The sequence below is a fragment of the Sphingomonas sp. Leaf343 genome, assembly GCF_001423765.1.
Lineage (GTDB): Bacteria > Pseudomonadota > Alphaproteobacteria > Sphingomonadales > Sphingomonadaceae > Sphingomonas.
Window position 1 is genome coordinate 126382 of sequence record NZ_LMPG01000011.1, and the last position, 21417, is coordinate 147798.

The following is a 21417-nucleotide window of genomic DNA, read 5'->3' on the forward strand; positions in this document are numbered from 1 at the left end:
TCCGCCCCTCACCGGGAGGGAGCAGCGATGGAGTAACCGCAAACGCGACATCGTTGCCGCGCGTCGCGTAGACCGGGCTGCTGTCCTACTTTCCGGTGTCACGTAACCCGATCGAACGAAACGATCGAGCCGCCGAAGATCGCATGGGGCTAGACCTCAGACCGGCAAGCCCATCTCGCGCAGCGTCCCTCGCAACGCGACGGCGTCGGTGAACAGGATCGCCGGCAACCCGATCGCCTCCGCCCCCGCGACGTTCGCGGCATTGTCGTCGATGAACACCGCCTCGCCCGCCTTCAGCCCGAATCGGGTCAATGCCAGCCTGTAGATCGCCGCATCCGGCTTCACCAGTTTCTCCTCGCCCGACACCACGACGTCGCGGAACCGGTCGAACATTCTCGACTCCTGCGCCCGGAACGGCGGCCAGAACTCATGGCTGAAATTGGTGATTGCGAACAACGGGATACCGGCCGCGTTCAGCTCTTCGACCAAAGAGTGCATACCCGCGATCGGACCCGGAATACTGTCGAGGAAGCGCGGCTGCCACGCCGCGATCAGCTCCGCATGCTGCGGGTGCAACGCGATCAGCTCCGCCGAGGTTTCGGCGAAGTCGCGTCCCGCATCATGCTGGAAATGCCATTCATGCGTCAGAACATCGCGCAGGAACGCGTCGAGCGCCTCGCCCCGGGGGACGAGACGCTCGTACAGGAACCGTGGGTCCCAGTCGTAAAGAACGCGGCCGATATCAAAGATAACGGCTCGGGGCGTGATGCTCAGCCCTGACGCGCCTTGAAACGACGGTTGGTCTTGTTGATGACGTAGGTCCGGCCGCGACGACGGATCACGCGATTGTCGCGGTGGCGATCCTTGAGCGACTTCAGGCTGTTGCGAATCTTCATGGCGCGCTTCTGTCTGGATGGTGCTGGAAAGCGCTGGCGGGTAGAGACGGGGGCCGCCTAAGTCAAGCAACGCGGGCGCCCCTCGGGCGTTTCGACTCCGCAACGTCCATCCAGTGAGGCTTTCATGTCCTATCGCTCCGCCGCTCTTCTCGCCACCGTCGCGCTGGCACTGGCGGGGTGCGCCACTGGCTACACGCTGCCCCCCGCAGAGGTCGTCCGCTATCATCTGGGCGAGCCGATCGACCGCGGCACGATCGCCGTCGAGCCGCAGTCGACGCCGGGCGCGCCCGCCAGTCTGGAATTCAAGACCTATGCCGCCGCGGTCGAGACGCAGTTGTTGCGCAACGGCTATTCGGTCGCCGGCGCAGGCTCGCCGCCGCAACTGATCGCGACGGTCGCCTTCACCCGCCAGAACCGTGTCGGTCCGCCGAAGCGTTCGCCGATCTCGATCGGGCTGGGCGGCGGCGGGTTCAGCGGCGGTCGCGGGGGCGGCGGTGTCGGGCTGGGCGGCGGCATCGGCTTCCCGATCGGCGGCGGCGGCAACCGCGCGCTGATCGAGAGCGAGCTGGCCGTCACGATCAAGCGCCGCGTCGACCAATCGCCGGTCTGGGAGGGTCGTGCACACATGATCTCGCAGGCGCAGGGGCCGGACGGTACCGCCGACGCGATGGCCGCGCGCCTCGCCACCGCCCTGTTCACGGGGTTTCCCGGAGAGTCGGGCCGCACTATCGAGGTGAAATGACCATCAGCATCAACGCCGCCTTCGACGGCGGCAACATCCGTGTCGTCGCGATCGACGGCGATCGCATCGACCTGGAGATCGCGCGCGATCACCTATCGGACTTTTTCCAGTGGTTCTCGTTCCGCGTCGCCGGAGCAGCGGGCCGGACGCTGACCTTCCGCATCGTGAATGCGGGCGATTCGGCATACCCGTTCGGCTGGCCGGGCTACAAGGTCCGCGCGTCCACCGATCGTGTCGCATGGCGGATGACCGGCACGCGCTACGCCGGTGGCGTACTGGAGTGGGACTGGACGGCCGACACGCAACTGGCGTGGTTCGCCTATTTCGCGCCGTACACGATGGAGATGCACGAGGCGCTGGTCGCGCGTATCGCAACGCAGCCGGGCGTCACCCACCGCGAACTCGGCACCAGCCTCGACGGGCAGGCGATCGATGCCCTCACGATCGGCACCGGCGCGAAGCAGGTGTGGCTGTACGGCCGCCAGCATCCCGGCGAGTCGATGACGGAATGGTGGATGGAAGGCGCACTGGAGCGGCTGACGGACGCGGACGACCCGATCACCAGGGCGCTGCTGGAGAAGGCGACCTTCCACGTCGTGCCGAACATGAACCCGGACGGCACCCGCCGCGGCCATCTGCGCACCAACGCAGCCGGCGTGAACCTGAACCGCGAATGGCACGCACCCTCGGCGGAGCGCAGCCCGGAAGTCCTATGCGTCCGCAACGCGATGGATGCGACCGGCGTCCACGTCGCGATGGACATCCACGGCGACGAGGCGATCCCGGCCAACTTCATCGCCGGTTACGAGGGCATTCCGTCCTGGACCGACGATCACGGTGCGAAATTTTACGAATTCGGCCGTCGCCTCGCCGCGCACACGCCCGATTTCCAGACCGACAAGGGCTACGAGAAGTCGTCCGCCGGCAACGCCAACCTGTCGATGTCGACCAATCAGGTGGCGGAGCGATTCGGCGCGCTGTCGATGACGCTGGAAATGCCGTTCAAGGATCATGATCCGAACCCGGACGCGGAGTTCGGCTGGTCGCCGGAACGCTCGAAGCAACTGGCGCACGCAATGCTGGAAACGCTGGCGGACATGATCGACGAGGTTTGAAGACGCATTCGGGTGATCCGTTCTCCCGTCTTCGCGGGAGAACGGATCATGACAGCTATGCACGCGCGTTAGCCGAACACCTCCGCGAACAGGTTCTGCATCGCCTGCCAGCTCCGCCGATCCGCAGCGGCGTTGAAGCCGAAGCCGCTGCCCGTATCCTCCAGCTCGCGGTCGGTGAACGCATGCCCGGCACCGCCATAAGCGTGGATCTGCCAGTCCGCACCCGCCTCGGTCAGTTCCTCGCCCAGTGCCGTCACCGCTGGCGGCGGCCCCAGCGGATCGTTCCAGCCGTGACAGACCAGTATCTTCGCCGCGATCGGCGACACGCTGTCATAGTCCGGCCGGTCATAGACCCCGTGGAACGACACCACCGCAAGCACATCGCCCCCGAACCGCGCGACATCCAGCGCCGCCTTGCCGCCGAAGCAGAACCCGATCGCCGCGCATCGGTCGCCATCGACTACCGGCAGCGCCTTCAACGCAGCCAGCGACGCTTCCAGCCGCCCGCGCAGCAGGCGGCGATCGGCGTTCAGCTCGTCCATATATCTCGACGTTTCCGGCGTGTTGCGCTCGGTGCGCTTGCCCTGCCCGAACACGTCGCAGGCCAATGCCGCATAGCCCAGCTTCGCCAACCGCTCGGCCACGACGGTGTCGCTCTCCTTCTGGCCGAGGATGTTGGGGATGACGAGCACGCCGGGCCGCCGATCGTCGGTGGCGTCGTCCCATGCCGCGACGCCCTCGAACGGGCCGCCCGGACCTTCGTACACGATCGTTTCCCGCCGAATTCCCATGATGCGCTTCCTGTCCTAGAACCGCATCGCACAACCAGCGAAGGGGCGGCGCGGTCCATGGACATACGACAGGACGATCCGAATGCGCCGCATGTCGCGACGCTGCTGGCGTTTCACCTGTCCGAACTGCGTGCGGTGATGTCGGGCGAGTTCGCCTTCGCCCTCGACGCCCGCGGCCTGTCGGAACCGGGCGTGACGTTCTGGACGGTCTGGATCGACGACGCGCTCGCGGGGTTCGGTGCGCTGAAACGACTGGATGCGGGTCATGCCGAGGTGAAGTCGATGCGCGCCGATCCGGCCTTTCTCGGCCGTGGCGTCGGTCGCGCCATGATGGACCACATCGTCGCGGCGGCACGGGCGGACGGGTACGCGCGCCTCAGCCTGGAAACGGGCACCGCCGCCAGTCACGATGCTGCCGTCGCGCTCTATCACCGCACCGGCTTCGTGGACTGCCCGCCCTTCGCCGACTATCGTGCCAGCCCGCACAACCGCTTCATGACCCTTGCGCTCTAAGGAATGCCGATGCCGCAGCTCGTCCTCATCCGTCACGGCCAGTCGTCGTGGAACCTCGAGAACCGCTTCACCGGCTGGTGGGATGTCGACGTGACCGATCAGGGCGCGGCCGAGGCGAAGGCGGCGGGCGAGCTGATGGCGGCGAAGGGCCTCGACTTCGACCTGACCTTCACCAGCCTCCAGCTGCGCGCGATCAAGACGTTGAACCTAGCGCTGGAGGCGATGGGCCGGCTGTGGCTGCCGACCGAGAAAAGCTGGCGGCTGAACGAGCGGCATTATGGCGGCCTCACCGGCCTCGACAAGGCGGAGACGGCGGCGAAGCACGGCGAGGATCAGGTGAAGATCTGGCGCCGCAGCTTCGACATCCCCCCGCCCGCGCAGGAGGCCGGCAGCGCATTCGACCTGTCGAACGACATCCGGTACCGCGGCATCGCGATCCCCAACACCGAAAGCCTGAAGGACACGATCGTGCGCGTCCTGCCCTATTGGGACGACCGCATCGCGCCCGCGCTGAAGGCTGGCAACCGCGTCCTGATCTCGGCGCACGGCAATTCGCTCCGCGCGCTGGTCAAGCACCTGTCGCACATCAGCGACGAGGAAATCACCGGACTGGAGATCCCCACCGGCCAGCCGATCGTCTACGAACTGGACGACGCGCTGAACGCCACCGATCGCTATTATTTGCGCGACCGCTAGGCATCGGCCGCGTTCCTCGCGGATTGCCATGCAGGCCCAGGCTCGCTAACCGCCGCCCATGACGCTCGTTGGCATCATCATGGGTTCGACGTCCGATTGGGAGACGATGCGCCACGCCGCGGACACGCTGACGGCGCTCGGTGTCGCGCATGAGACCCAGGTGGTGTCGGCGCATCGTACGCCGCAGCGGTTGTACGATTACGCTACCGGCGCGGCCGACCGCGGGCTGAAGGTCGTGATCGCCGGTGCCGGCGGGGCGGCGCATCTGCCGGGTATGGCCGCCGCGATGACGCATCTGCCGGTGCTGGGCGTACCCGTCGAATCGAAGGCGCTGTCGGGCATGGATAGCCTGCTCTCGATCGTGCAGATGCCCGGCGGCATCCCGGTCGGCACGCTGGCGATCGGCAAGGCGGGGGCGATCAACGCCGGCCTGCTCGCCGCCGCCATCCTCGCGACGTATGACGAGGGGCTGGCGGAGCGGCTCAAGGCGTGGCGCGCGAAGCAGACGGAGTCCGTCGCGACCGATCCCGTTCCGGTCGGCTGATGCTCGAACCCGGCGCGACGATCGGCATCCTCGGTGGCGGCCAGCTCGGCCGTATGCTGGCGGTGGCCGCCGCGCAGCTTGGCTATCGCACGCACGTCCTCGCGCCGGATCGCCAGAGCGTCGCCGCGCAGACCGCGTCCAGCCTGACGCGCGCCGATTACCACAACCGCATCGTCCTCGCCGATTTCGCCGCTGCCTGCGACGTCGTGACGTACGAGTTCGAGAATGTCGCGATCGGCCCGGTCGAGTGGCTGGCCGAACGCGTGCCGGTCCACCCCCATCCCCGCGCGCTCGCCGCCGCGCAGGAGCGGATCGCCGAGAAGCGCTTCGTCGAGGAGGTCGGGGGTCGCCCCGCGCGCTGGGCAGCCGTATCGAGCCGCGAGGAACTGGAAGCGGCGGTCGCCGACGTCGGCACCCCTGCCGTCCTCAAGACCGCGCGTTTCGGCTATGACGGCAAGGGGCAGGCCCGGCTGCACACGCCCGCCGACGCCGATGCCGCATGGGAGTCGATCGGCGGCCCCGCCGTGCTGGAGGCGTTCGTGCCGTTCGAGCATGAATTCTCCGTCCTGATCGTCCGCGGGCAGGACGGCACGACCGCCCGCTACGACGCCCCGCTCAACATCCACCGCGACGCGATCCTGCGCACCTCGACCCTGCCCGCCCCGGCCGCCGTGCTGGCGCAGGTCGACGAGGCGACCGACCTCGCCTGCCGCATCGCCGCGCGGCTCGACTATGTCGGCGTGCTGGCGTGCGAGTTCTTCGTCGGCGTGGACGGGCCGGTCTTCAACGAGATGGCCCCGCGCGTCCACAATTCGGGCCACTGGACGATCGAGGGGGCGGAATGCTCCCAGTTCGAGAACCACATCCGCGCGATCTGCGGCCTCCCGCTCGGCAGCACCGCGCTGACGGGTACGCGGGTGGAGATGCAGAACCTGATCGGCGACGATCCGTGGCAGCCGGTGCTCGGCGAAGCGGGCGCACACCTGCACCTCTACGGCAAGGGCACGGCGCGTCCCGGCCGCAAGATGGGCCACGTCACGCGCGTCCGTCGCTGAGGGGAGCGGGGTCACGACGGACGGATAGACTTCCGCGTCGCAACAAGCTCGAGGACGCTGTCATTGCGAGCGTAGCGAAGCGATCCAGCGTTCCGCGCGCCGCGCTGGATTGCTTCGCTGTTCCCGCAATGACGCAACCGGGAAAGCCTCAGCCCCTCACCGCACCACCGGCAACGTCACGAAGCTCTCGTCCGGCCCGCCGACGGTGACCTTCTGGGTCGCCTTCACGTAATCCGCCGGCCTGGCGAACATGATGTTCGGCACGAACGTCTGCGGGTTGCGGTCGTAGAGCGGGAACCAGCTCGACTGAACCTGCACCATGATGCGATGCCCCGGCCGGAACACGTGGTTCGTCGTCGGCAGCGCGAAGCGGTAGGTCAGCGGCACGTTGGCGGCGATCGGCTTCGCCTCCGACAGGCTTTCGCGGTACCGACCGCGGAAGATGTCCATCGCCACGCCGAACTGATAGCCCGCCATATCAGCGTCGCTGGTGCGGCCGTCCGGATACACGTCGATCAGCTTCACCACCCAGTCGCTGTCGGTGCCCGTCGTGGAGGCATTCAAATTGACCTCCGGCGCACCCGCGACCGTCACCGCCTGCGTCAGCGGCTCCGTCTGAAACACCAGTACGTCAGGACGGCCCGACACCATCCGCTGGTCGCCGCCCAGCCAGTTGCGCCAGCCATTGCCCGAATCGGACTTGGGCAGCGGCCGCGCACGGTATCCGACCGGCGCGGCGGGATCGGAGATATACTCCGCCGTCGCCGCGTCGCCCGCCGCCGCGTCGAACCCCAGCGCACCGGCCGGCTTCAGGTACAGCTTCGCCGGGGTCGCCGCTCCCGCTCCCGGCCAGGCTGGCAACCGCTGCCACTCGTTCGCGCCCGACTGGAATGCCGTCACCGGGGCGACATCCATCGCCGGCTGATCGCTCTTCAGGTAATGCGCAAGGAACGGCGCCAGCACGGTGCGTCGCCACCAGAGCGCCGTGTCCGCACTCCACTTCACACCGCCCAGCGCGCTGCCGTCACCGGCTCCCTGCCCGTGGAACCACGGCCCCATGGTCAGGAACACCATGTCGTTGTTGGTGTCCTTGGCCTCCAGCGCCTTGTAGACCGCGGGACCGCCGTAGATATCCTCCTGATCCCACAGGCTGTGGACGACCATCACCGGCACCTTCAGCGGCTGCTTCGCCAGCACCTGGTCCATCGCCTGCGACTGCCAGTAGGTGTCGTAGGCGGGATGTTCGGCGACCTTGCGCCAGAATCCTACCTGCTCCAGCCCCTGCCTCTTCGCGATGGCGCCGGCGGAGCCGCCCTTCAGATACCAGTCGTAATCGTCGCTGATGTCCTGAATCCATTCGGCGGATGCGTCGCGCGTCGCCTCCTGCCCCAGCATGTATCCCATCATCGTCTGGCGGAACGCGCCGTTGTGGAACCAGTCGTCGCCGCGCCAGCCGTCGACCATCGGGTTCATCGGCACCGCGACCTTCAACGCAGGGTGCGGGTTGATGAGCGGCATCAGCGACAGGAATCCGTCATAACTGATGCCGATGATACCGACGCGCCCGTTCGATTCGGGAACGTGCTTCACCAGCCAGTCGATCGTGTCGTAGGTGTCGGTGCTGTCGTCGGTCTTCGTGGGGTTGAACGGCGTGCCGACGGGGGCCGGGTTCATCGAATACTGCCCCTCCGACCCGTGCATCCCGCGCACGTCCTGAAAGACGCGGATATAGCCCGAGGCGGTGATCGCATCCTCGCCCGTGGCCGCCGCGCCGGGCAGCGACGCGTAGATGCCCGGCCGGTCGCTGGCGGAGCTTTCCGCATCGTACGGCGTGCGCGTCATCAGCATGCCCGCGTCCTTCGCCCCGCGCGGGATCGCGATGATCGTGTGCAGCTTCACGCCGTCACGCATCGGGATCTCGACGACGCGCCGGATGTATCCGTATTTCTCCACCGCCGGCACGTATTTGGCCGGGCGCTCGTCGAACGCCTTCAGCGCGTTCGCCTGTGCGCTCTTCGACGCGGCGGGTCTGGTCTGTGCGGGCAGCGACGTGGCGATCGCTGCGATTGCGGTCGCGGCCAGCAGGGTACGGATCATCCGAGCATTCCTTTGAAAAACGAACGGCCCGCCGGTCCATGGGGGACAGGCGGGCCGCGAAACGTGCATCAAGCGGTGGCGATCACGCGGTGCGCGTGCCCGACATCGGAAAGCTGCCGAACGCCCCCGCGCCGACGGATCCGACCAGCGTGTCGCCCTCGATCGTGCCTTCGCAGTCCAGCGTCATCGGCATCGGCACGCTCACGCTCTGCTTCCACGCGATCGTGTCGCCGTCGACCGTGCCGTTGACGGCCATGCCGCCCATCGCACCGGTCACGTCGCCGGTGAAGGTGCCGCCGTCGCTCTTCACGGTCAGCGTCATCTTCTGGTCGCCCAGCGGCGACTTCACGACGCAATCATAGGTGCCGTCCACCCCAGCCATCACTTCATCTCCTGTTTTGCGTCCGTTACGGACGCCGCCGACACGGACTCGACCGGCAGGCCCAGCGTGTCAAGCTGCGGCCGCACAACCTTGGCGTCACCGACCACCACCCAGATCGCGCGCGACGGGTCCAGTGCCGCCTTCATCGCCGTATTCAGCTGCGGCAGCGTCATGCCACGATATCGCTGTGCGATCGTGGCGTAATAATCGTCGGGCCGGCGATACAGATCGTTGTTCTGCATCGCACCCAGCACCGCGCCGCCGGTTTCGAAATTGCCGCTGAGCGAGCGCACCGCGCCGCTGATCGCGCGATCGAACTCCACCTGCGTCATCGGCTCCGCACCGACGAACCCGCTCAGGTCGCCGCGCAGCGCCGCGATCGACGGCCCGGTCTTGTCCGCCTGCACCGGCGCCTGCACGTAGAAGGGCGCGGCATGTTCCAGCTGGCGGAAGATGCCGTAGACACCGTACGACCAATGCTTGCCCTCGCGCAGGTCCATGTTCAGGCGGCCCAGGAAACCGCCACCCAGCGCGTCGTTGGCGGTCTGGATCGGTAGCAGGTCCTCGGTCCCCGTCATCGCGTTCGGGATACCCGCGACGATCACCGACTGCGGGCTGTCCGGCCGGTCGATCAGTACGATCTTCGGAGCGGACGGCGTGCCCGCCCCCTCGAACCGCTTCACACCCGCCGTGCCGCTCGCCTTCCAGTCGCCGAACGCCGGCTCCAGCGCGGCCCGTACTTCGGCGAGCGGACGGTCGCTGACGACGAACAGCTTCGCCTTGTCCGGCCGCAGCCACGCCTGCTGGAACGCAACCAGTTCCGCGCGCGTCAGGCCCGCCACCGCCCGCGCATCGCCGCTGCCGGCGGTGCGCGCATAGGGGGAGTCCGGGCCGTACAGCAATGGCGGCAATGCCCGTTGCGACAGGCCACCGGGATTGGTCAGTTCCTGCGCGATCTGCGCGATCTGCTGGTCGCGTACACGGGCGACTTCGGCATCGGCGAAGGCGGGTCGGCGCACGATGTCGGCGAACAGCGCCGTCGCCGGCGACAGGTTCGCGCTCGGCACGCCCAGCGTCACATAGGTGCGATCCGCGCCGAAGCCGGTGTTGATGCTCGCGCCCAACCGCTCCTTGGCGATCGCGAGCTCGGCCGCCGACAGCGTCGTCGTGCCCTCGTCCATCGACGACAGCGTCAGTTGCTGCGTTCCCGACTTGCCCGGCACGTCCGCCGCCGCGCCGGCGTCGAAGCTCAGCGACATCTGCGTCATCGGCACCGCCGCCTGCTGCGCGTAGATCAGCTCGATGCCGTTCGACAGCTTCGTGCGCTGCACGGCCGGAAACTTCAACTCGCCGATCGTGCCGAGCGCGGGCAAGCCGCCGCGCGTGCCCTTCACCGGGGTCTCCGGGGCGGGCTTCACCGCGGCGGGCGGCGGCACCTTCGCCTCCTCATACGCATCGCGAGGGCCGGGTACGACCGTCAGCGTATAAGACGGCTTGGTCAACCATTGGTCCGCCGCCGCCTTGACCGACGCGGGCGTGGCCGCCGCCAGCCGCTCCAGTTCCTTTTTCGCGAACCCCGGATCGTTCGCCAGCAGCGCGCCGCTCGCCAGCACCCGCGCCTGACCGTTCACCGACTCCAGCGACGCGATACGCCCCGTCGCCTCGTTCGTCACGACCCGGCTCACCTCGTCCGCGGTCGGGCCGTCCTTCAGGAAATCGGCGGTGATCGCGTCCAGCCGCTGCATGACCTTGGCCGGATCGACGCCCTCCTTGACGATGACCTGGATCGTGAACTGGCCGATCTGGTTATAGCCGTAATTATAGGCCGATACGCTGGTCGCCAGCTTCTCCTGCCGGACCAGTGCCTCCTGCAGCCGCGAACTCGCCAGCCCACCCAGCACGTTCGCCGCGATGTCCAGGTTCACCGACTGCGGGTCGTTCGATCCCGGCACCGTCCAGCTGCGCGAGATCATGACCGCCGCGACGCGGTCCTTCATCGTCTCGACCTTGGGCGCGGTCAGCGTCGTCACCGGCACCACCCGCGCCGCCGTCTTCGGCCCGCTCGGAATCGCACCGAAATACTTCGTCACCAGCCGCTTGGCCGTCGCGACATCGACATCGCCCGCCAGCGCCAGCACCGCATTGTTCGGCCCGTAATGGCTGCGGAACCAGTCGCTCACCGTCGTCAGCGTCGCCGCGTCCAGATCGGCCATCGATCCGATCGTGTCGTGACCATAAGGGTGCGTCACCGGCAGCAGCCCGGCGGTGATCTTGTAGTCGACCAGTCCGTAAGGCTGGTTGTCGCCCTGCCGCTTCTCGTTCTGGACGACGCCGCGCTGCTCGTCGAGCTTCCCCTGCGTCACCGCACCAAGCAGATAGCCCATGCGGTCGCTCTCCAGGAACAGCGCCCGCTCCAGCGCCGCGGTCGGCACCGTCTCGTAATAGTTGGTCCGGTCGAGGTTCGTCGTCCCGTTGAAATCGGTCGCGCCGACCTGCTTCAGCGGTTCGAAGAAATCGTCCGGCGCATTCTCCGATCCGTTGAACATCAGATGCTCGAACAGGTGCGCGAAGCCCGTCTTCCCCGCCGGCTCGTGCTTGGCGCCGACATCGTACCACACCGACAGCGCCACGACCGGGGCCTTGCGATCGGTATGTACGACCACCCGTAATCCGTTCGGCAGCGTGAATTCCTCATAGGGCAGGTTCACCGCCTTCACGAGGGTCGCCGCGGGCACCGGCTGCGCCTGCTGCGCGACCGCTGGAGACAGGATCGGAGCTACGAGCGCGAGTGCAGCCGCGCCAGCCAGCGCGACGGATTTGATGGTCATGGGCAATACGTCTCCAACCTGTATCAAGACACGCTATAACGCGTGTGCTGCAGAGGCAATGGCGCGACGGTTTTCGTATACGGGAGTACTTGTGTTGCCCCAATACAACACCATGTGATCGCCAACAGACAGGGATCATCCATGAACCTCGACCGATTCACCGACCGCGCCAGGGGCTTTCTCCAGTCCGCGCAAACCGTTGCGATCCGCATGAGCCATCAGCGCATCGCCCCCGAACATTTGCTCAAGGCGTTGCTCGAAGACGACCAGGGGATGGCCGCCGGCCTGATCCAGGCCGCGGGCGGCGATGCGAAGCGCGCGGTGGCCGACACCGACACGGCGCTCGCGAAGATTCCGGCGGTCAGCGGCTCCGGCGCCCAACAGAGTCCCGGCCTCGACAACGACACCGTCCGCGTCCTCGATACCGCGGAACAGATCGCGCAAAAGGCCGGCGACAGCTTCGTCACCGTCGAACGCCTGCTCGTCGCGCTCGCGCTGTCGCTCACCACCGCCCCCGGCAAGGCGCTGAAGGCCGCCGGCGTCACGCCGGAAAGTCTGAACGCCGCGATCAACCAGTTGCGTCAGGGCCGCACCGCCGACACCGCCGGGGCCGAGGACCGCTACGACGCGCTCAAGAAGTTCGCGCGCGACCTGACGCAGGCGGCGCGTGACGGCAAGCTAGACCCGGTGATCGGCCGTGACGAGGAGATCCGCCGCACGATCCAGATTCTCGCCCGCCGCACCAAGAACAATCCCGCGCTGATCGGCGAACCCGGCGTCGGCAAGACCGCGATCGCCGAGGGGCTGGCGTTGCGCATCGCCAATGGCGACGTGCCCGACACGCTGAAGGACCGCCGCCTGATGGCGCTCGACATGGGCGCACTGATCGCGGGCGCGAAATATCGCGGCGAGTTCGAGGAACGGCTGAAAGGCGTGCTGGACGAGGTGAAGGCGGCCGAGGGCGACGTCGTCCTGTTCATCGACGAGATGCACCAGCTAATCGGCGCCGGTAAATCCGAAGGCGCGATGGACGCCGGCAATCTCCTGAAACCCGCCCTCGCCCGCGGCGAACTCCACTGCGTCGGCGCGACCACGCTCGACGAGTATCGCAAATATGTCGAGAAGGACCCCGCGCTCCAGCGGCGATTCCAGCCCGTCTTCGTCGGCGAACCCACGGTCGAGGATACGATCTCGATCCTGCGCGGCCTGAACGAGAAATACGAACTCCATCACGGCGTCCGCATCACCGACGGCGCGCTGGTCGCCGCTGCGACGCTGTCGAACCGCTACATCACCGACCGCTTCCTCCCCGACAAGGCGATCGACCTGATGGACGAGGCCGCCAGCCGCATCCGCATGGAAGTGGAATCGAAGCCGGAGGAGATCGAGACGCTCGACCGCCGCATCCTGCGCCTCAAGATCGAGCGCGAGGGTCTGCGCCGTGAAACCGACGCGGCATCGCTCGACCGGCTCGGGACGATCGAGCACGACCTCGCCAATCTGGAAGAACAATCGGCCGAACTGACCACGCGCTGGCAGGCCGAGAAGGACAAGATCGGCGCCGAGTCCAAGCTCAAGGAACAGCTCGAAGCCGCCCGCGTCGCGCTCGACCAGGCGCAGCGTCAGGGCGATCTCGCCCGCGCCGGCGAGCTGTCCTACGGCACGATCCCGCAACTCCAGAAACAGCTCGCCGACGCTGCCGGCGCGACCAAGGGCGCGATGCTGCGCGAGGAGGTCACCGCCGACGATATCGCCGGCGTCGTCAGCCGCTGGACCGGCATCCCCGTCGACCGGATGCTGTCCGGCGAACGCGAGAAGCTGCTCAGGATGGAGGAACTGCTCGGCAAGCGCGTGATCGGTCAGGGCGATGCGGTGCGCGCCGTCGCCACCGCCGTCCGCCGCGCCCGTGCCGGGCTACAGGATCCGAACCGCCCGCTCGGCTCGTTCCTGTTCCTCGGGCCGACGGGTGTAGGCAAGACCGAGCTGACCAAGGCGCTCGCCGAATTCCTGTTCGACGATCCCGCCGCGATGGTCCGCATCGACATGAGCGAGTTCATGGAAAAGCACGCCGTTGCCCGCCTGATCGGCGCGCCTCCCGGCTATGTCGGTTACGAGGAGGGCGGCGTCCTGACCGAAGCCGTCCGCCGCCGCCCCTATCAGGTCGTCCTCTTCGACGAAGTCGAAAAGGCGCATGGCGACGTGTTCAACGTGCTGTTGCAGGTGCTGGACGACGGTCGGCTGACCGACGGACAGGGCCGCACCGTCGACTTCTCGAACACGCTCATCATCCTGACCAGCAATCTCGGCAGCCAGTATCTGGCGAACCTCGACGAGGGTCAGGACGTCGACACCGTCGAACCGCAGGTGATGGAGATCGTCCGCGCGCATTTCCGCCCCGAATTTCTCAACCGGCTGGACGAGATCATCCTGTTCCACCGTCTGGGACAGGCGCATATGGGCCCGATCGTCGATATTCAGGTCGGCCGCGTCGGCAAGCTCCTCGCCGACCGGAAGGTCGTGCTCGACCTGACCGACGCCGCCCGCGCGTGGCTCGGCCGCGTCGGCTACGATCCGGTCTACGGCGCCCGCCCCCTGAAACGCGCCGTCCAGCGCCACCTCCAGGATCCGCTCGCCGACCTGATCCTGCGCGGCGACGTCAGGGACGGATCGACCATCCATGTCGACGAAGGCGACGGCAAGCTGGCGCTCCTCGTCAGTTGAAGCCCTGAAGAACGCCTTCCCTTCAGGAAAGGGCTGGCCCTTCAAGGAAGGGTTGGGGTGAAGCCTTCTCACCAGCGACCAGCGCGCCGCAGAAAGGCTCTCCCCCGCCCCTCCCCGAAGGGGCGGGGGAGAGTCGGCGCTATCGCCCGGGTGAGCCGCTGAACCGCAGGCCCCACTCCGAAAGCCTCGGCGATCGCACGCGACATTGCCGGCTGGCACTGGCACAGCATCGGCCATGGCCCGGCTGATCCTGTTCAACAAACCCTATGACGTACTCAGCCAGTTCACCGACCGCGGCACCGACACGCCCCGTTCGACGCTGTCGGACTTCATCGACCTGCCCGGGATCTATCCTGCCGGCCGGCTCGATCGCGATAGCGAGGGCCTCCTGCTGCTGACCGACGACGGCCGGCTTCAGGCGCGCATCGCCGATCCCCGTTTCAAGCTCGGCAAGACCTACCTGGTACAGGTGGAGGGCGATCCGGACCCGGCGACGCTCGACCAGTTGCGCCGCGGCGTCATGCTCAAGGATGGGGTGACGCGTCCCGCCGCGGTCGAGCGCATCGATCCGCCCGGCCTCTGGCCCCGCGACCCGCCGATCCGCGTCCGCGCCGCGATCCCGGATTGCTGGCTGAGCCTCACGATCCACGAGGGCCGCAACCGGCAGGTCCGCCGCATGACCGCCGCCATCGGTCATCCGACGCTCCGCCTCGTCCGCTGGAGCATCGGCGACTGGACACTCGCCGACCTCCTGCCGGGGCAGTTTCGTCCGGCCTGACGTAGCGGAACGACGTCGGGAGTGACGAGCGCCGCACACCGAAAACGCCGCACAAAAGAAAAGGGAGGCCGGCTTACGCCGACCTCCCCGATCTTGCTTCGAGAGGAGAGACTTACTGGCCCGAACCCGGACCGTAGGTGATCTCCACGCGACGGTTCTGCACTTCGCGGACGCCATCGGCAGTCTGCACGCGCAGGTTCGTCTCGCCGAATGCGCTTGTCGTGACGACGCCTTCCGGGATGGAACGCGAGGACATATACGCCTTCACCGCGTCTGCACGGCGCTGCGACAGGCCCTGGTTGTACTGCGACGAACCCGAGGTGTCGGTGTAACCGGCCAGCTGGACCTGAGCGTTGCCGCAGGTCTGGTACTGGGTGACGGCATTGTCGAGGATCGACGCCGCTTCCGGCGTGATGTCCGACTTGTCCCACTCGAAGAACACGATGAACGGTCCCGGCGAGCATGCAACCGGCTCCGGCGGAGGAGGCGGCGGCGGGGGAGGCGGCGGCGGCGGCGGCGGCGGCGGGGGAGGAGGCGGCGGCGTCGGCGAACCGAAGTTGTACGTCAGGCCACCCAGGATCGAGTGCGACCGGAAGCGACCGTCGAAGTTCCGGTTCGACACGTCGACCAGACCCACGTTCTCCGCATTGAAGAAACGGTACTTCAGGCTGACGTCGACGTGGTCGGTCAGGGGAGCGCGGACACCCGCAAGACCCTGATACGCGAACACGGTGTCCGAATCGCTGAGAGCGATCAGGCCGCTGTTGACGGCGACGTTGGTCTTGACGCGAGCGACGCCGACACCACCGCCGATGAAGCCCTGGATCCCGTCGTCTTCACCGAAGTCGAGCAGGCCGTTGACCATGAAGCTGAGCGCCGAGGTTGCGTAGCCCGCACCCTCATACACGCCTGCCGGGAAGTTCGTGCGAACGCCACCCGGAACGGTCGTGCCCGGCGTCGTCGTGGTCGACGAATAGCTGTCGATCGTGGCGCGCTTCCAGCCCACTTCGGTTTCCAGGCGGAAACCGCCGAAATCGTAGCCGATGACGCCATCGACGTCATAGCCGTACTTGGAATCGACAGTACCTGCGCTGTCGAGAGTTCCGATGTCATAGTCGATATCTTCGACCACCATCGCACCACCGTTAATGCCGATGTACCACGAATTATCGCGGGCCAGGGCGGGTGTGGCGAGTGCGGTGGATGCAAGTGCCAGAACGACGGCAAGCTTCCGCATCATATTCCCCTTTCTTGAAGTGTCACTACGGACAGGGCAAACTCACTATCCCGACGATGGTTTCCAGACAAGCCGACATTGTTCCGCGACTGTTGCCCAATAGCCACGCTTATTTGATGTCAGGGGGCGATCAGCCCGTGCGTGCGGAGCATCGCCAGCATCGCCGCAACCGCCTGACGCGCCTCTGTATCCACGAAATTCCCGCCCGTCGGCGCAGCGATCGCGTTCTGGCGCGGCCCCAGCACGGGGGTTCCGTCGATGACGATGCGGCGCGCGGGAACGATCCCGGTATCCCACTCGCCGTCGACATGGCGCAGCACCTGACGTCGCGCGATGTCCCACACCGTCCATCCCTCGGCCGGGATCAGGAACCGCCAGCCCCCGGCGGTCGCGCAGGCGATCGCCGTCGCGTGGCCGCTCCACGCCCCGGTCGCCGCCGGCCCGACGATCCAGCAGCGCCCCGGCGTCGGCGACACCGGCGGGACGTTCACCCCGGCGGCCACGACGCTGGCCTGCACGCCCGCATCGATCAGCATCAGCGCCTCGTTGTGAAAGAGTTCCTTCTGCGCCTGTCCCGGCTCGATCAGCGGCAGCGCCAGCCGTGCGGTCGTCTCCATCATCATTCTCCCACCATGATCGTCAGGGGCGGCGAGTCTCCCCACATGCCCCGTTGCCGCACCGTCACCGCGACACCGCCCGCGCATTCCGCCGCGCTCAAGACCAGCATCGCGGTATCGACCGACCGTTCCTCGACCGTTGCGCCACGGGCCAGCACGACGCGCCAGCCTTCGCGCTCCTCGCCCAGCGGCACGTCGACCCCGTCCAGCCAGCGCCAGCCGAGCCGGCTCCGCCGCGTCCAGCGCACCGTCGCGCCACCCTTCGCCGGCCGCTCGACGCGTCCGCCGACCGGCGCGGGCACCCGCGGCCGCGTGCCCCGCGATGACCAGCGCCCGTGCGCCGCTCGCGTCATCCGCCCGAACCTCGCCGTCCGGGCCAACCTGCCCCGCCACGTCATTCCGCCCCATATCCGCTCCCTCCGCTACCGATGGCGACCCCGACCCCATCGCCACCCCGCGCCCGCCGCCCCCGCAGGCGGTCGCGCCCCCCATCGCCGCCCCCGAAGCGGCCGAACGCAGGAAGGGCCGGTCGCGTATCCGGAGGCCCCCGCCCCCGGACCGCGCCGGCCCGACTTGCTAATTCTCGATGTTCCTGTTTTGTACACAAACAGCGTGACGCTGTCAAGCGGCGTTTCGATCCGGGGGTCTGTCATTCCCGCGGACGCGGATCGCCAACTGCCCGGAGAATGTTAACCCATTGAAAGAGAATAGAAGATCAAAGCTCTTATTATAAAGTGTCTTTTATATATGAATAAAGATAATTGACATTATTATGTCAGTGACTGAGCTTTCCACCCAGTCCGATGAAAATTCGGCAACGGGGAGCATACCATGCGTTTCAAAAAAGCTGTTTTATTGTTGTCCATGACGTTTTCCGTCATGACGGTACCTGCCGGGGCGGTAACATTTAAATTGAACAACCTCGGGGGTGCCGGCGCCGGAACTCAGGCCCGTGCCGGTTTCGACATGGCCGCCGCCTACTGGTCGTCGATCCTGACGAACAACGTCACGATCAACCTGGATATCGGTTTCAGTCGCCTCGGACCGAATGTCATCGGCGGAACAGCTTCTGCCGCGACGCCACTGTTCAACAGTCAGGTGTATCAGGCGCTGCGATCGACGGCGACCTCATCCGTGGACGCGCTGGCAATCAGCTCGCTTCAGACTTTGAAGGCTTCGCCTTATGGCGATCAGCAACTCACGGTGACGACGAACTATCTGAATGCGGCGGGCAACGGTTACCTCGACAAATATACCCGCGTCGTCGACAAGCCGATCATCACGAACATCGGTCTCCTGACGAACACGGCTCTCGCAAAGGCAATGGGCCAGACCATCAGTGCGACCGGTCTGCCTATCGACTACGCCGCGACGGATGGACGGGTGCTTTTCAGCAGCGATTTCGATTTCGATTTCGATCCCCGGGACGGAATCTCGTCGAAGAGCGTCGATTTTCTGGGCGTCGCCATTCACGAAATCGGTCACGCTCTCGGCTTCGTCAGCGGTGTGGACACGTACGACACCTATACGTCACCCGGAAGTTTGCAGCGGATGAATCTCGACAATTTCGTCTTCATGCATCCTCTGGATCTGTTCCGCTACAGCTCCGAGGGCGTGATCGACTGGTCGACCCAGAACACGCCCTATTTCTCGATCGACGGCGGAAAGTCCCAGTTGTTCGGCGATTCCAGAATGTCGACCGGGACGTATAACGGCGACAAACGCCAGGCATCCCATTTCAGGGACTCGCTGGCCGGAGCTCCGCAGCTCGGCATCATGGATCCGACGGTTTCCAACGGCCAGATGGCCGAGGTCACCGCGCTGGACATCGCTGCCTTCGATGCGATGGGCTGGACGACCCGTTTCGACGCACTTCGTCAGCCCGGATACCGGTTCTCGACCGCGGATATCTACCGGTCGCTGAGCGGAGCGGTGCCGGAGCCGGCGACATGGGCGATGATGTGCAGCGGTGTCGGCATGATCGGGGGATCGCTCCGCCGTCGCAAGCGCGCCGTCGCAACGCAAACCGCCTGATCGGCCACCACCACCTCGACCAAGGATTTCGACATGAAGATATCAAGGATTCTGGGCATCTCCGCCGCATTGATAGCGGCATCCATGAGCGGAGCGGCATCGGCCAAGTTGCTGGTTTTGAACGTCGCCGGATTCAAGATCAATGGGGAACTGGACGACCCGCGCAACACGATCAGGACACTTGATCTGAATGGATCGGTCAGCGATTACGTCGCGGTCAGGGTCGTGTCTTACGACATCAACCTGACGGCGTTTGATCCGAGCTGGCTATCCGAAATCAGAATGGGCGTCAGCGGCCGGTTCGGCCTGAGCTTGATCAGTACGCCGCTTTCCACCGAAGACCGTCCCGGAACCACCAATCTCAAGGGGGTGGCGACGTACAACTCCTATATATTCACGCCGCTGGACGGGATTACGCGATTTCAGTTCTTCGATGTCGTCGATGATCCTGCCATCATGCCTGACGCGATGGTCAACTCCGGAACCGTGACATTGGATTATTACGGCTATAGCGGACCCGTAAGCTATGTTCCCGAACCTGCGACATGGGCGATGATGATCGGCGGCTTCGGGATGGTGGGTGGCGCAGCACGCCGCCGCCGCACCGCCATCGGACGCGTCAGCTTCGCCTGATCGCCGTTTGAAGAAGGGAGCCATCGGTCACAGACGGGTGACCGATGGCTCCCCTATCGCCTCGCGCGAACTCGAACACCCGGCCGCGCCGGTTCCGCCCGCCGTACACGTCCGACATCACGACGGCGCGAACGATCCGTTTTGCTCGCCGGCCGCGCCTTCAGCGTGTCGGTGATGAACCGCTCGACCCGGTCGTTGACCGCCAGCGTCGACAGCCCCGCCAGATCCATCCTGTCCAGCATCTCGAACACCGATGCCAGCAGGCGTCCCGACACGCGCATCAGCGCCAGTTCTTCCCCGGTCTCGACCATGATCCGGCCCGTACCGGAACCCGCTCCGGCCCGCTACCGCCGCCGTATGTCACTGATCGAAATCGCTCCTTCCCGGCTCGGTGCCGTGCAGTTGCGACCACAACGCCCCCGTCCCATGCTCCTGCGCGCGGTTGACGTACTGGGATGCCACCAGCCACCCCTTGATCGGCCGCAGCGGCAGCAACGTACCGATCAGCATCACCGGCACCGACGTGAACAGATGCACCCACCATACCGGATCGAACGCGACCTGGATCCACACCACGAAGAACGCCAGCGGGAACGCGACGATGCACAGGGAAAAGAACGCCGGCCCGTCGTCCGGCGCCGCGAACCGGTAATCCAGCCCGCACGTCCCGCACCGGTCCGTCACCTTCAGCCACGACGCGAACATCGCCCCCCGTCCGCATCGCGGACAAAGCCCCTTCCAGCCGCATCGCAGGATCCAGCGAAACTTGTCCCCGTCGGAGGAGGGCGGGGCGGGGGCGGGGGCGGAGGCGGAGGCGGCGGGGGCCGCCGGATCGACCGGGTTTGTCATCCCGGCGATGTGGGCACGCCGGCGCGATCCGTCGATTGGACGAATTGTCCCGCTATCTGGACCCGGCCTGATCGAGATGCAGGTAGCGCGAATTGAAGTCCGCGACGTCAACGATCCGGCCCCAGTCGAGCAACCGGATGTGACGCCGGTCGCGCGCGATCAGCCCGTCGACCTCCAGCAATTTCAGCGTACGGTTGACATGCACGCTGGTCAGCCCGGTCGCGTCGCCCAGTTGCTCCTGCGTCATCGGCAATTCGTAGCTGGGGTGCCCCGCGACGCCCGCTGCGCGCGCGCGCAGCGTGAACTCGCACAACAGATGCGCGACGCGGGTCTTCGCATCGCGCCGGCCCAGATTGGTGACCCATTCGCGATAGACGGAACCGGCGATCAGCGCATCGACCCACAACGCCTCGCCGATCGCCGGATGCGTCAGCGCCAGCTTGCGCAGTCCGTCGCGGCTGACCTCCGCCGTTTCCAGCCGCGTCAGCGACTGGACGTTGTGATCCGCCACGCGCAGGAACAGGTGCTGGACGTCGACGAAATCGCCCTGCATCTCCAGCGAGACGATCTGCCGCGCTCCCTCGCGCGTCAGCTTCTGCCGATATGCGATGCCCGAAATGATGAATGCGCAGGTCGGCCGCGGCGGCTCGCCCTCGCGGATCAGATAGCTGCCGGGCTCGTAATGGCGATGCTGCAGAACCATCGCGGTGATGGCCGCGCGATCGGCATCGTCCAGCCGCGCCCGCATTTCCATTTTCCGGATGACGACCGCAGCGACATCTGACACAGACTTACTCCCAGGGCGGGAGCACAAGTCTCTCTCAGTCGCCGGAACCCAGAGCCTTAGCCGATCGGCGATCCGCGCTCTCTAACATGCTCCGGCGTTCAA

The 21417-nt window shown here is 66.5% G+C and carries 21 protein-coding genes and 1 pseudogene; 10 read left to right on the forward strand and 12 right to left on the reverse strand.

The window, feature by feature from the left end; all coding sequences use genetic code 11:
• Nucleotides 1-156: 156 nt before the first annotated feature.
• Together ASG07_RS08195 and ykgO are read right to left on the reverse strand one after the other, a co-directional pair.
• The gene (locus tag ASG07_RS08195) at nt 157-774 is read right to left on the reverse strand and encodes an HAD family hydrolase (protein WP_055844991.1); all 618 of its coding nucleotides are present in this window, start codon (nt 772-774) and stop codon (nt 157-159) included.
• Complete coding sequence (gene ykgO / locus ASG07_RS08200) at nt 771-896, reverse strand: type B 50S ribosomal protein L36 (protein ID WP_003046794.1); 126 nt, start codon at nt 894-896, stop codon at nt 771-773. The genes ASG07_RS08195 and ykgO overlap by 4 nt, the downstream gene beginning before the upstream one ends.
• 124 nt (nt 897-1020) lie before the next feature.
• Here ykgO and ASG07_RS08205 point away from each other — a divergent pair, with 124 nt between their 5' ends.
• Nucleotides 1021-1638: a DUF4136 domain-containing protein gene (locus ASG07_RS08205; RefSeq protein WP_055844295.1), complete on the forward strand. Its 618-nt coding sequence runs from the start codon at nt 1021-1023 to the stop codon at nt 1636-1638.
• Entirely contained in the window at nt 1635-2753 is a 1119-nt protein-coding gene (locus ASG07_RS08210) for a M14 family metallopeptidase (protein WP_055844297.1), read from the forward strand. Before ASG07_RS08205 ends, ASG07_RS08210 begins: the two co-directional genes overlap by 4 nt.
• 68 nt (nt 2754-2821) lie before the next feature.
• Here ASG07_RS08210 and ASG07_RS08215 read toward each other — a convergent pair whose 3' ends face one another.
• Complete coding sequence (locus ASG07_RS08215) at nt 2822-3544, reverse strand: dienelactone hydrolase family protein (protein ID WP_055844299.1); 723 nt, start codon at nt 3542-3544, stop codon at nt 2822-2824.
• Between the two features lie 57 nt (nt 3545-3601).
• Between ASG07_RS08215 and ASG07_RS08220 the strand changes: the two genes are divergently transcribed.
• From ASG07_RS08220 to ASG07_RS08235, 4 genes are read left to right on the forward strand one after another with little or no spacing between them, the layout of a single operon-like run.
• A complete protein-coding gene (locus ASG07_RS08220; RefSeq protein WP_055844301.1) occupies nt 3602-4057 on the forward strand; it encodes a GNAT family N-acetyltransferase in 456 nt (151 codons plus the stop codon).
• Between the two features lie 9 nt (nt 4058-4066).
• Nucleotides 4067-4753, forward strand: a complete 687-nt coding sequence (gene gpmA / locus ASG07_RS08225) for a 2,3-diphosphoglycerate-dependent phosphoglycerate mutase (protein WP_055844994.1) — start codon at nt 4067-4069, stop codon at nt 4751-4753.
• 58 nt (nt 4754-4811) lie between these two features.
• Nucleotides 4812-5297 (forward strand): 5-(carboxyamino)imidazole ribonucleotide mutase, encoded by a 486-nt coding sequence (gene purE, locus ASG07_RS08230; RefSeq protein ID WP_055844303.1) that lies wholly within the window; start codon nt 4812-4814, stop codon nt 5295-5297.
• Entirely contained in the window at nt 5297-6352 is a 1056-nt protein-coding gene (locus tag ASG07_RS08235; RefSeq protein ID WP_055844308.1) for a 5-(carboxyamino)imidazole ribonucleotide synthase, read from the forward strand. Before purE ends, ASG07_RS08235 begins: the two co-directional genes overlap by 1 nt.
• A gap of 156 nt (nt 6353-6508) precedes the next feature.
• Here the strand turns inward: ASG07_RS08235 and ASG07_RS08240 are convergent, their stop codons facing one another.
• From ASG07_RS08240 to ASG07_RS08250, 3 genes are all read right to left on the reverse strand, one after another.
• Nucleotides 6509-8449: a CocE/NonD family hydrolase gene (locus tag ASG07_RS08240; RefSeq protein WP_055844311.1), complete on the reverse strand. Its 1941-nt coding sequence runs from the start codon at nt 8447-8449 to the stop codon at nt 6509-6511.
• A gap of 82 nt (nt 8450-8531) precedes the next feature.
• The gene (locus tag ASG07_RS08245) at nt 8532-8831 is read right to left on the reverse strand and encodes a hypothetical protein (RefSeq protein WP_055844312.1); all 300 of its coding nucleotides are present in this window, start codon (nt 8829-8831) and stop codon (nt 8532-8534) included.
• Nucleotides 8831-11659: a M16 family metallopeptidase gene (locus tag ASG07_RS08250; protein WP_055844317.1), complete on the reverse strand. Its 2829-nt coding sequence runs from the start codon at nt 11657-11659 to the stop codon at nt 8831-8833. The genes ASG07_RS08245 and ASG07_RS08250 overlap by 1 nt, the downstream gene beginning before the upstream one ends.
• A 141-nt stretch (nt 11660-11800) precedes the next feature.
• On the opposite strand from ASG07_RS08250, the gene clpB reads away from it, so the two are divergent.
• Both clpB and ASG07_RS08260 read left to right on the forward strand, forming a co-directional pair.
• Nucleotides 11801-14380, forward strand: a complete 2580-nt coding sequence (gene clpB, locus ASG07_RS08255; RefSeq protein WP_055844318.1) for an ATP-dependent chaperone ClpB — start codon at nt 11801-11803, stop codon at nt 14378-14380.
• 235 nt (nt 14381-14615) lie between these two features.
• Nucleotides 14616-15158, forward strand: coding sequence for a pseudouridine synthase (locus ASG07_RS08260; protein WP_055844321.1), 543 nt, complete (start codon nt 14616-14618; stop codon nt 15156-15158).
• Between the two features lie 112 nt (nt 15159-15270).
• Here ASG07_RS08260 and ASG07_RS08265 read toward each other — a convergent pair whose 3' ends face one another.
• The 3 genes from ASG07_RS08265 to ASG07_RS08275 form a co-directional block, all read right to left on the reverse strand.
• Entirely contained in the window at nt 15271-16395 is a 1125-nt protein-coding gene (locus tag ASG07_RS08265; RefSeq protein ID WP_055844996.1) for an OmpA family protein, read from the reverse strand.
• A gap of 119 nt (nt 16396-16514) precedes the next feature.
• On the reverse strand, nt 16515-17012 hold the full coding sequence (locus ASG07_RS08270; RefSeq protein ID WP_236694601.1) for a DUF2793 domain-containing protein: 498 nt from the start codon (nt 17010-17012) through the stop codon (nt 16515-16517).
• A gap of 2 nt (nt 17013-17014) precedes the next feature.
• Nucleotides 17015-17314: a hypothetical protein gene (locus tag ASG07_RS08275; protein ID WP_156361796.1), complete on the reverse strand. Its 300-nt coding sequence runs from the start codon at nt 17312-17314 to the stop codon at nt 17015-17017.
• Between the two features lie 529 nt (nt 17315-17843).
• Between ASG07_RS08275 and ASG07_RS08280 the strand changes: the two genes are divergently transcribed.
• Nucleotides 17844-19046, forward strand: coding sequence for an NF038122 family metalloprotease (locus ASG07_RS08280; RefSeq protein ID WP_236694602.1), 1203 nt, complete (start codon nt 17844-17846; stop codon nt 19044-19046).
• Between the two features lie 33 nt (nt 19047-19079).
• A complete protein-coding gene (locus ASG07_RS08285) occupies nt 19080-19679 on the forward strand; it encodes a PEPxxWA-CTERM sorting domain-containing protein (RefSeq protein WP_082474661.1) in 600 nt (199 codons plus the stop codon).
• Between the two features lie 140 nt (nt 19680-19819).
• On the opposite strand, the pseudogene ASG07_RS08290 reads toward ASG07_RS08285, so the two are convergent.
• The 3 genes and pseudogenes from ASG07_RS08290 to ASG07_RS08300 all read right to left on the reverse strand — a co-directional run.
• Nucleotides 19820-19990, reverse strand: a pseudogene (locus ASG07_RS08290) (type I methionyl aminopeptidase); the annotation flags it as partial.
• A 49-nt stretch (nt 19991-20039) separates the two neighbouring features.
• Nucleotides 20040-20528, reverse strand: a complete 489-nt coding sequence (locus tag ASG07_RS08295) for a DUF983 domain-containing protein (RefSeq protein WP_055844338.1) — start codon at nt 20526-20528, stop codon at nt 20040-20042.
• Between the two features lie 52 nt (nt 20529-20580).
• On the reverse strand, nt 20581-21315 hold the full coding sequence (locus tag ASG07_RS08300) for a Crp/Fnr family transcriptional regulator (RefSeq protein ID WP_236694603.1): 735 nt from the start codon (nt 21313-21315) through the stop codon (nt 20581-20583).
• Between the last annotated feature and the right edge of the window lie 102 nt (nt 21316-21417).

Excerpts from the sequence above, each read along its gene's own strand:
- ASG07_RS08245 (WP_055844312.1), bottom strand. The coding sequence starts at position 8,831 with ATGGCTGGGGTGGACGGCACCTATGATTGCGTCGTGAAGTCGCCGCTG.
- ASG07_RS08210 (WP_055844297.1), top strand. The coding sequence starts at position 1,635 with ATGACCATCAGCATCAACGCCGCCTTCGACGGCGGCAACATCCGTGTC.
- ASG07_RS08265 (WP_055844996.1), bottom strand. The coding sequence starts at position 16,395 with ATGCGGAAGCTTGCCGTCGTTCTGGCACTTGCATCCACCGCACTCGCC.
- ASG07_RS08260 (WP_055844321.1), top strand. The coding sequence starts at position 14,616 with ATGGCCCGGCTGATCCTGTTCAACAAACCCTATGACGTACTCAGCCAG.
- ykgO (WP_003046794.1), bottom strand. The coding sequence starts at position 896 with ATGAAGATTCGCAACAGCCTGAAGTCGCTCAAGGATCGCCACCGCGAC.
- ASG07_RS08270 (WP_236694601.1), bottom strand. The coding sequence starts at position 17,012 with ATGGAGACGACCGCACGGCTGGCGCTGCCGCTGATCGAGCCGGGACAG.
- clpB (WP_055844318.1), top strand. The coding sequence starts at position 11,801 with ATGAACCTCGACCGATTCACCGACCGCGCCAGGGGCTTTCTCCAGTCC.
- ASG07_RS08205 (WP_055844295.1), top strand. The coding sequence starts at position 1,021 with ATGTCCTATCGCTCCGCCGCTCTTCTCGCCACCGTCGCGCTGGCACTG.
- ASG07_RS08220 (WP_055844301.1), top strand. The coding sequence starts at position 3,602 with ATGGACATACGACAGGACGATCCGAATGCGCCGCATGTCGCGACGCTG.
- ASG07_RS08295 (WP_055844338.1), bottom strand. The coding sequence starts at position 20,528 with ATGACAAACCCGGTCGATCCGGCGGCCCCCGCCGCCTCCGCCTCCGCC.
- ASG07_RS08240 (WP_055844311.1), bottom strand. The coding sequence starts at position 8,449 with ATGATCCGTACCCTGCTGGCCGCGACCGCAATCGCAGCGATCGCCACG.
- purE (WP_055844303.1), top strand. The coding sequence starts at position 4,812 with ATGACGCTCGTTGGCATCATCATGGGTTCGACGTCCGATTGGGAGACG.
- ASG07_RS08250 (WP_055844317.1), bottom strand. The coding sequence starts at position 11,659 with ATGACCATCAAATCCGTCGCGCTGGCTGGCGCGGCTGCACTCGCGCTC.
- ASG07_RS08280 (WP_236694602.1), top strand. The coding sequence starts at position 17,844 with ATGCGTTTCAAAAAAGCTGTTTTATTGTTGTCCATGACGTTTTCCGTC.
- gpmA (WP_055844994.1), top strand. The coding sequence starts at position 4,067 with ATGCCGCAGCTCGTCCTCATCCGTCACGGCCAGTCGTCGTGGAACCTC.
- ASG07_RS08285 (WP_082474661.1), top strand. The coding sequence starts at position 19,080 with ATGAAGATATCAAGGATTCTGGGCATCTCCGCCGCATTGATAGCGGCA.
- ASG07_RS08235 (WP_055844308.1), top strand. The coding sequence starts at position 5,297 with ATGCTCGAACCCGGCGCGACGATCGGCATCCTCGGTGGCGGCCAGCTC.
- ASG07_RS08215 (WP_055844299.1), bottom strand. The coding sequence starts at position 3,544 with ATGGGAATTCGGCGGGAAACGATCGTGTACGAAGGTCCGGGCGGCCCG.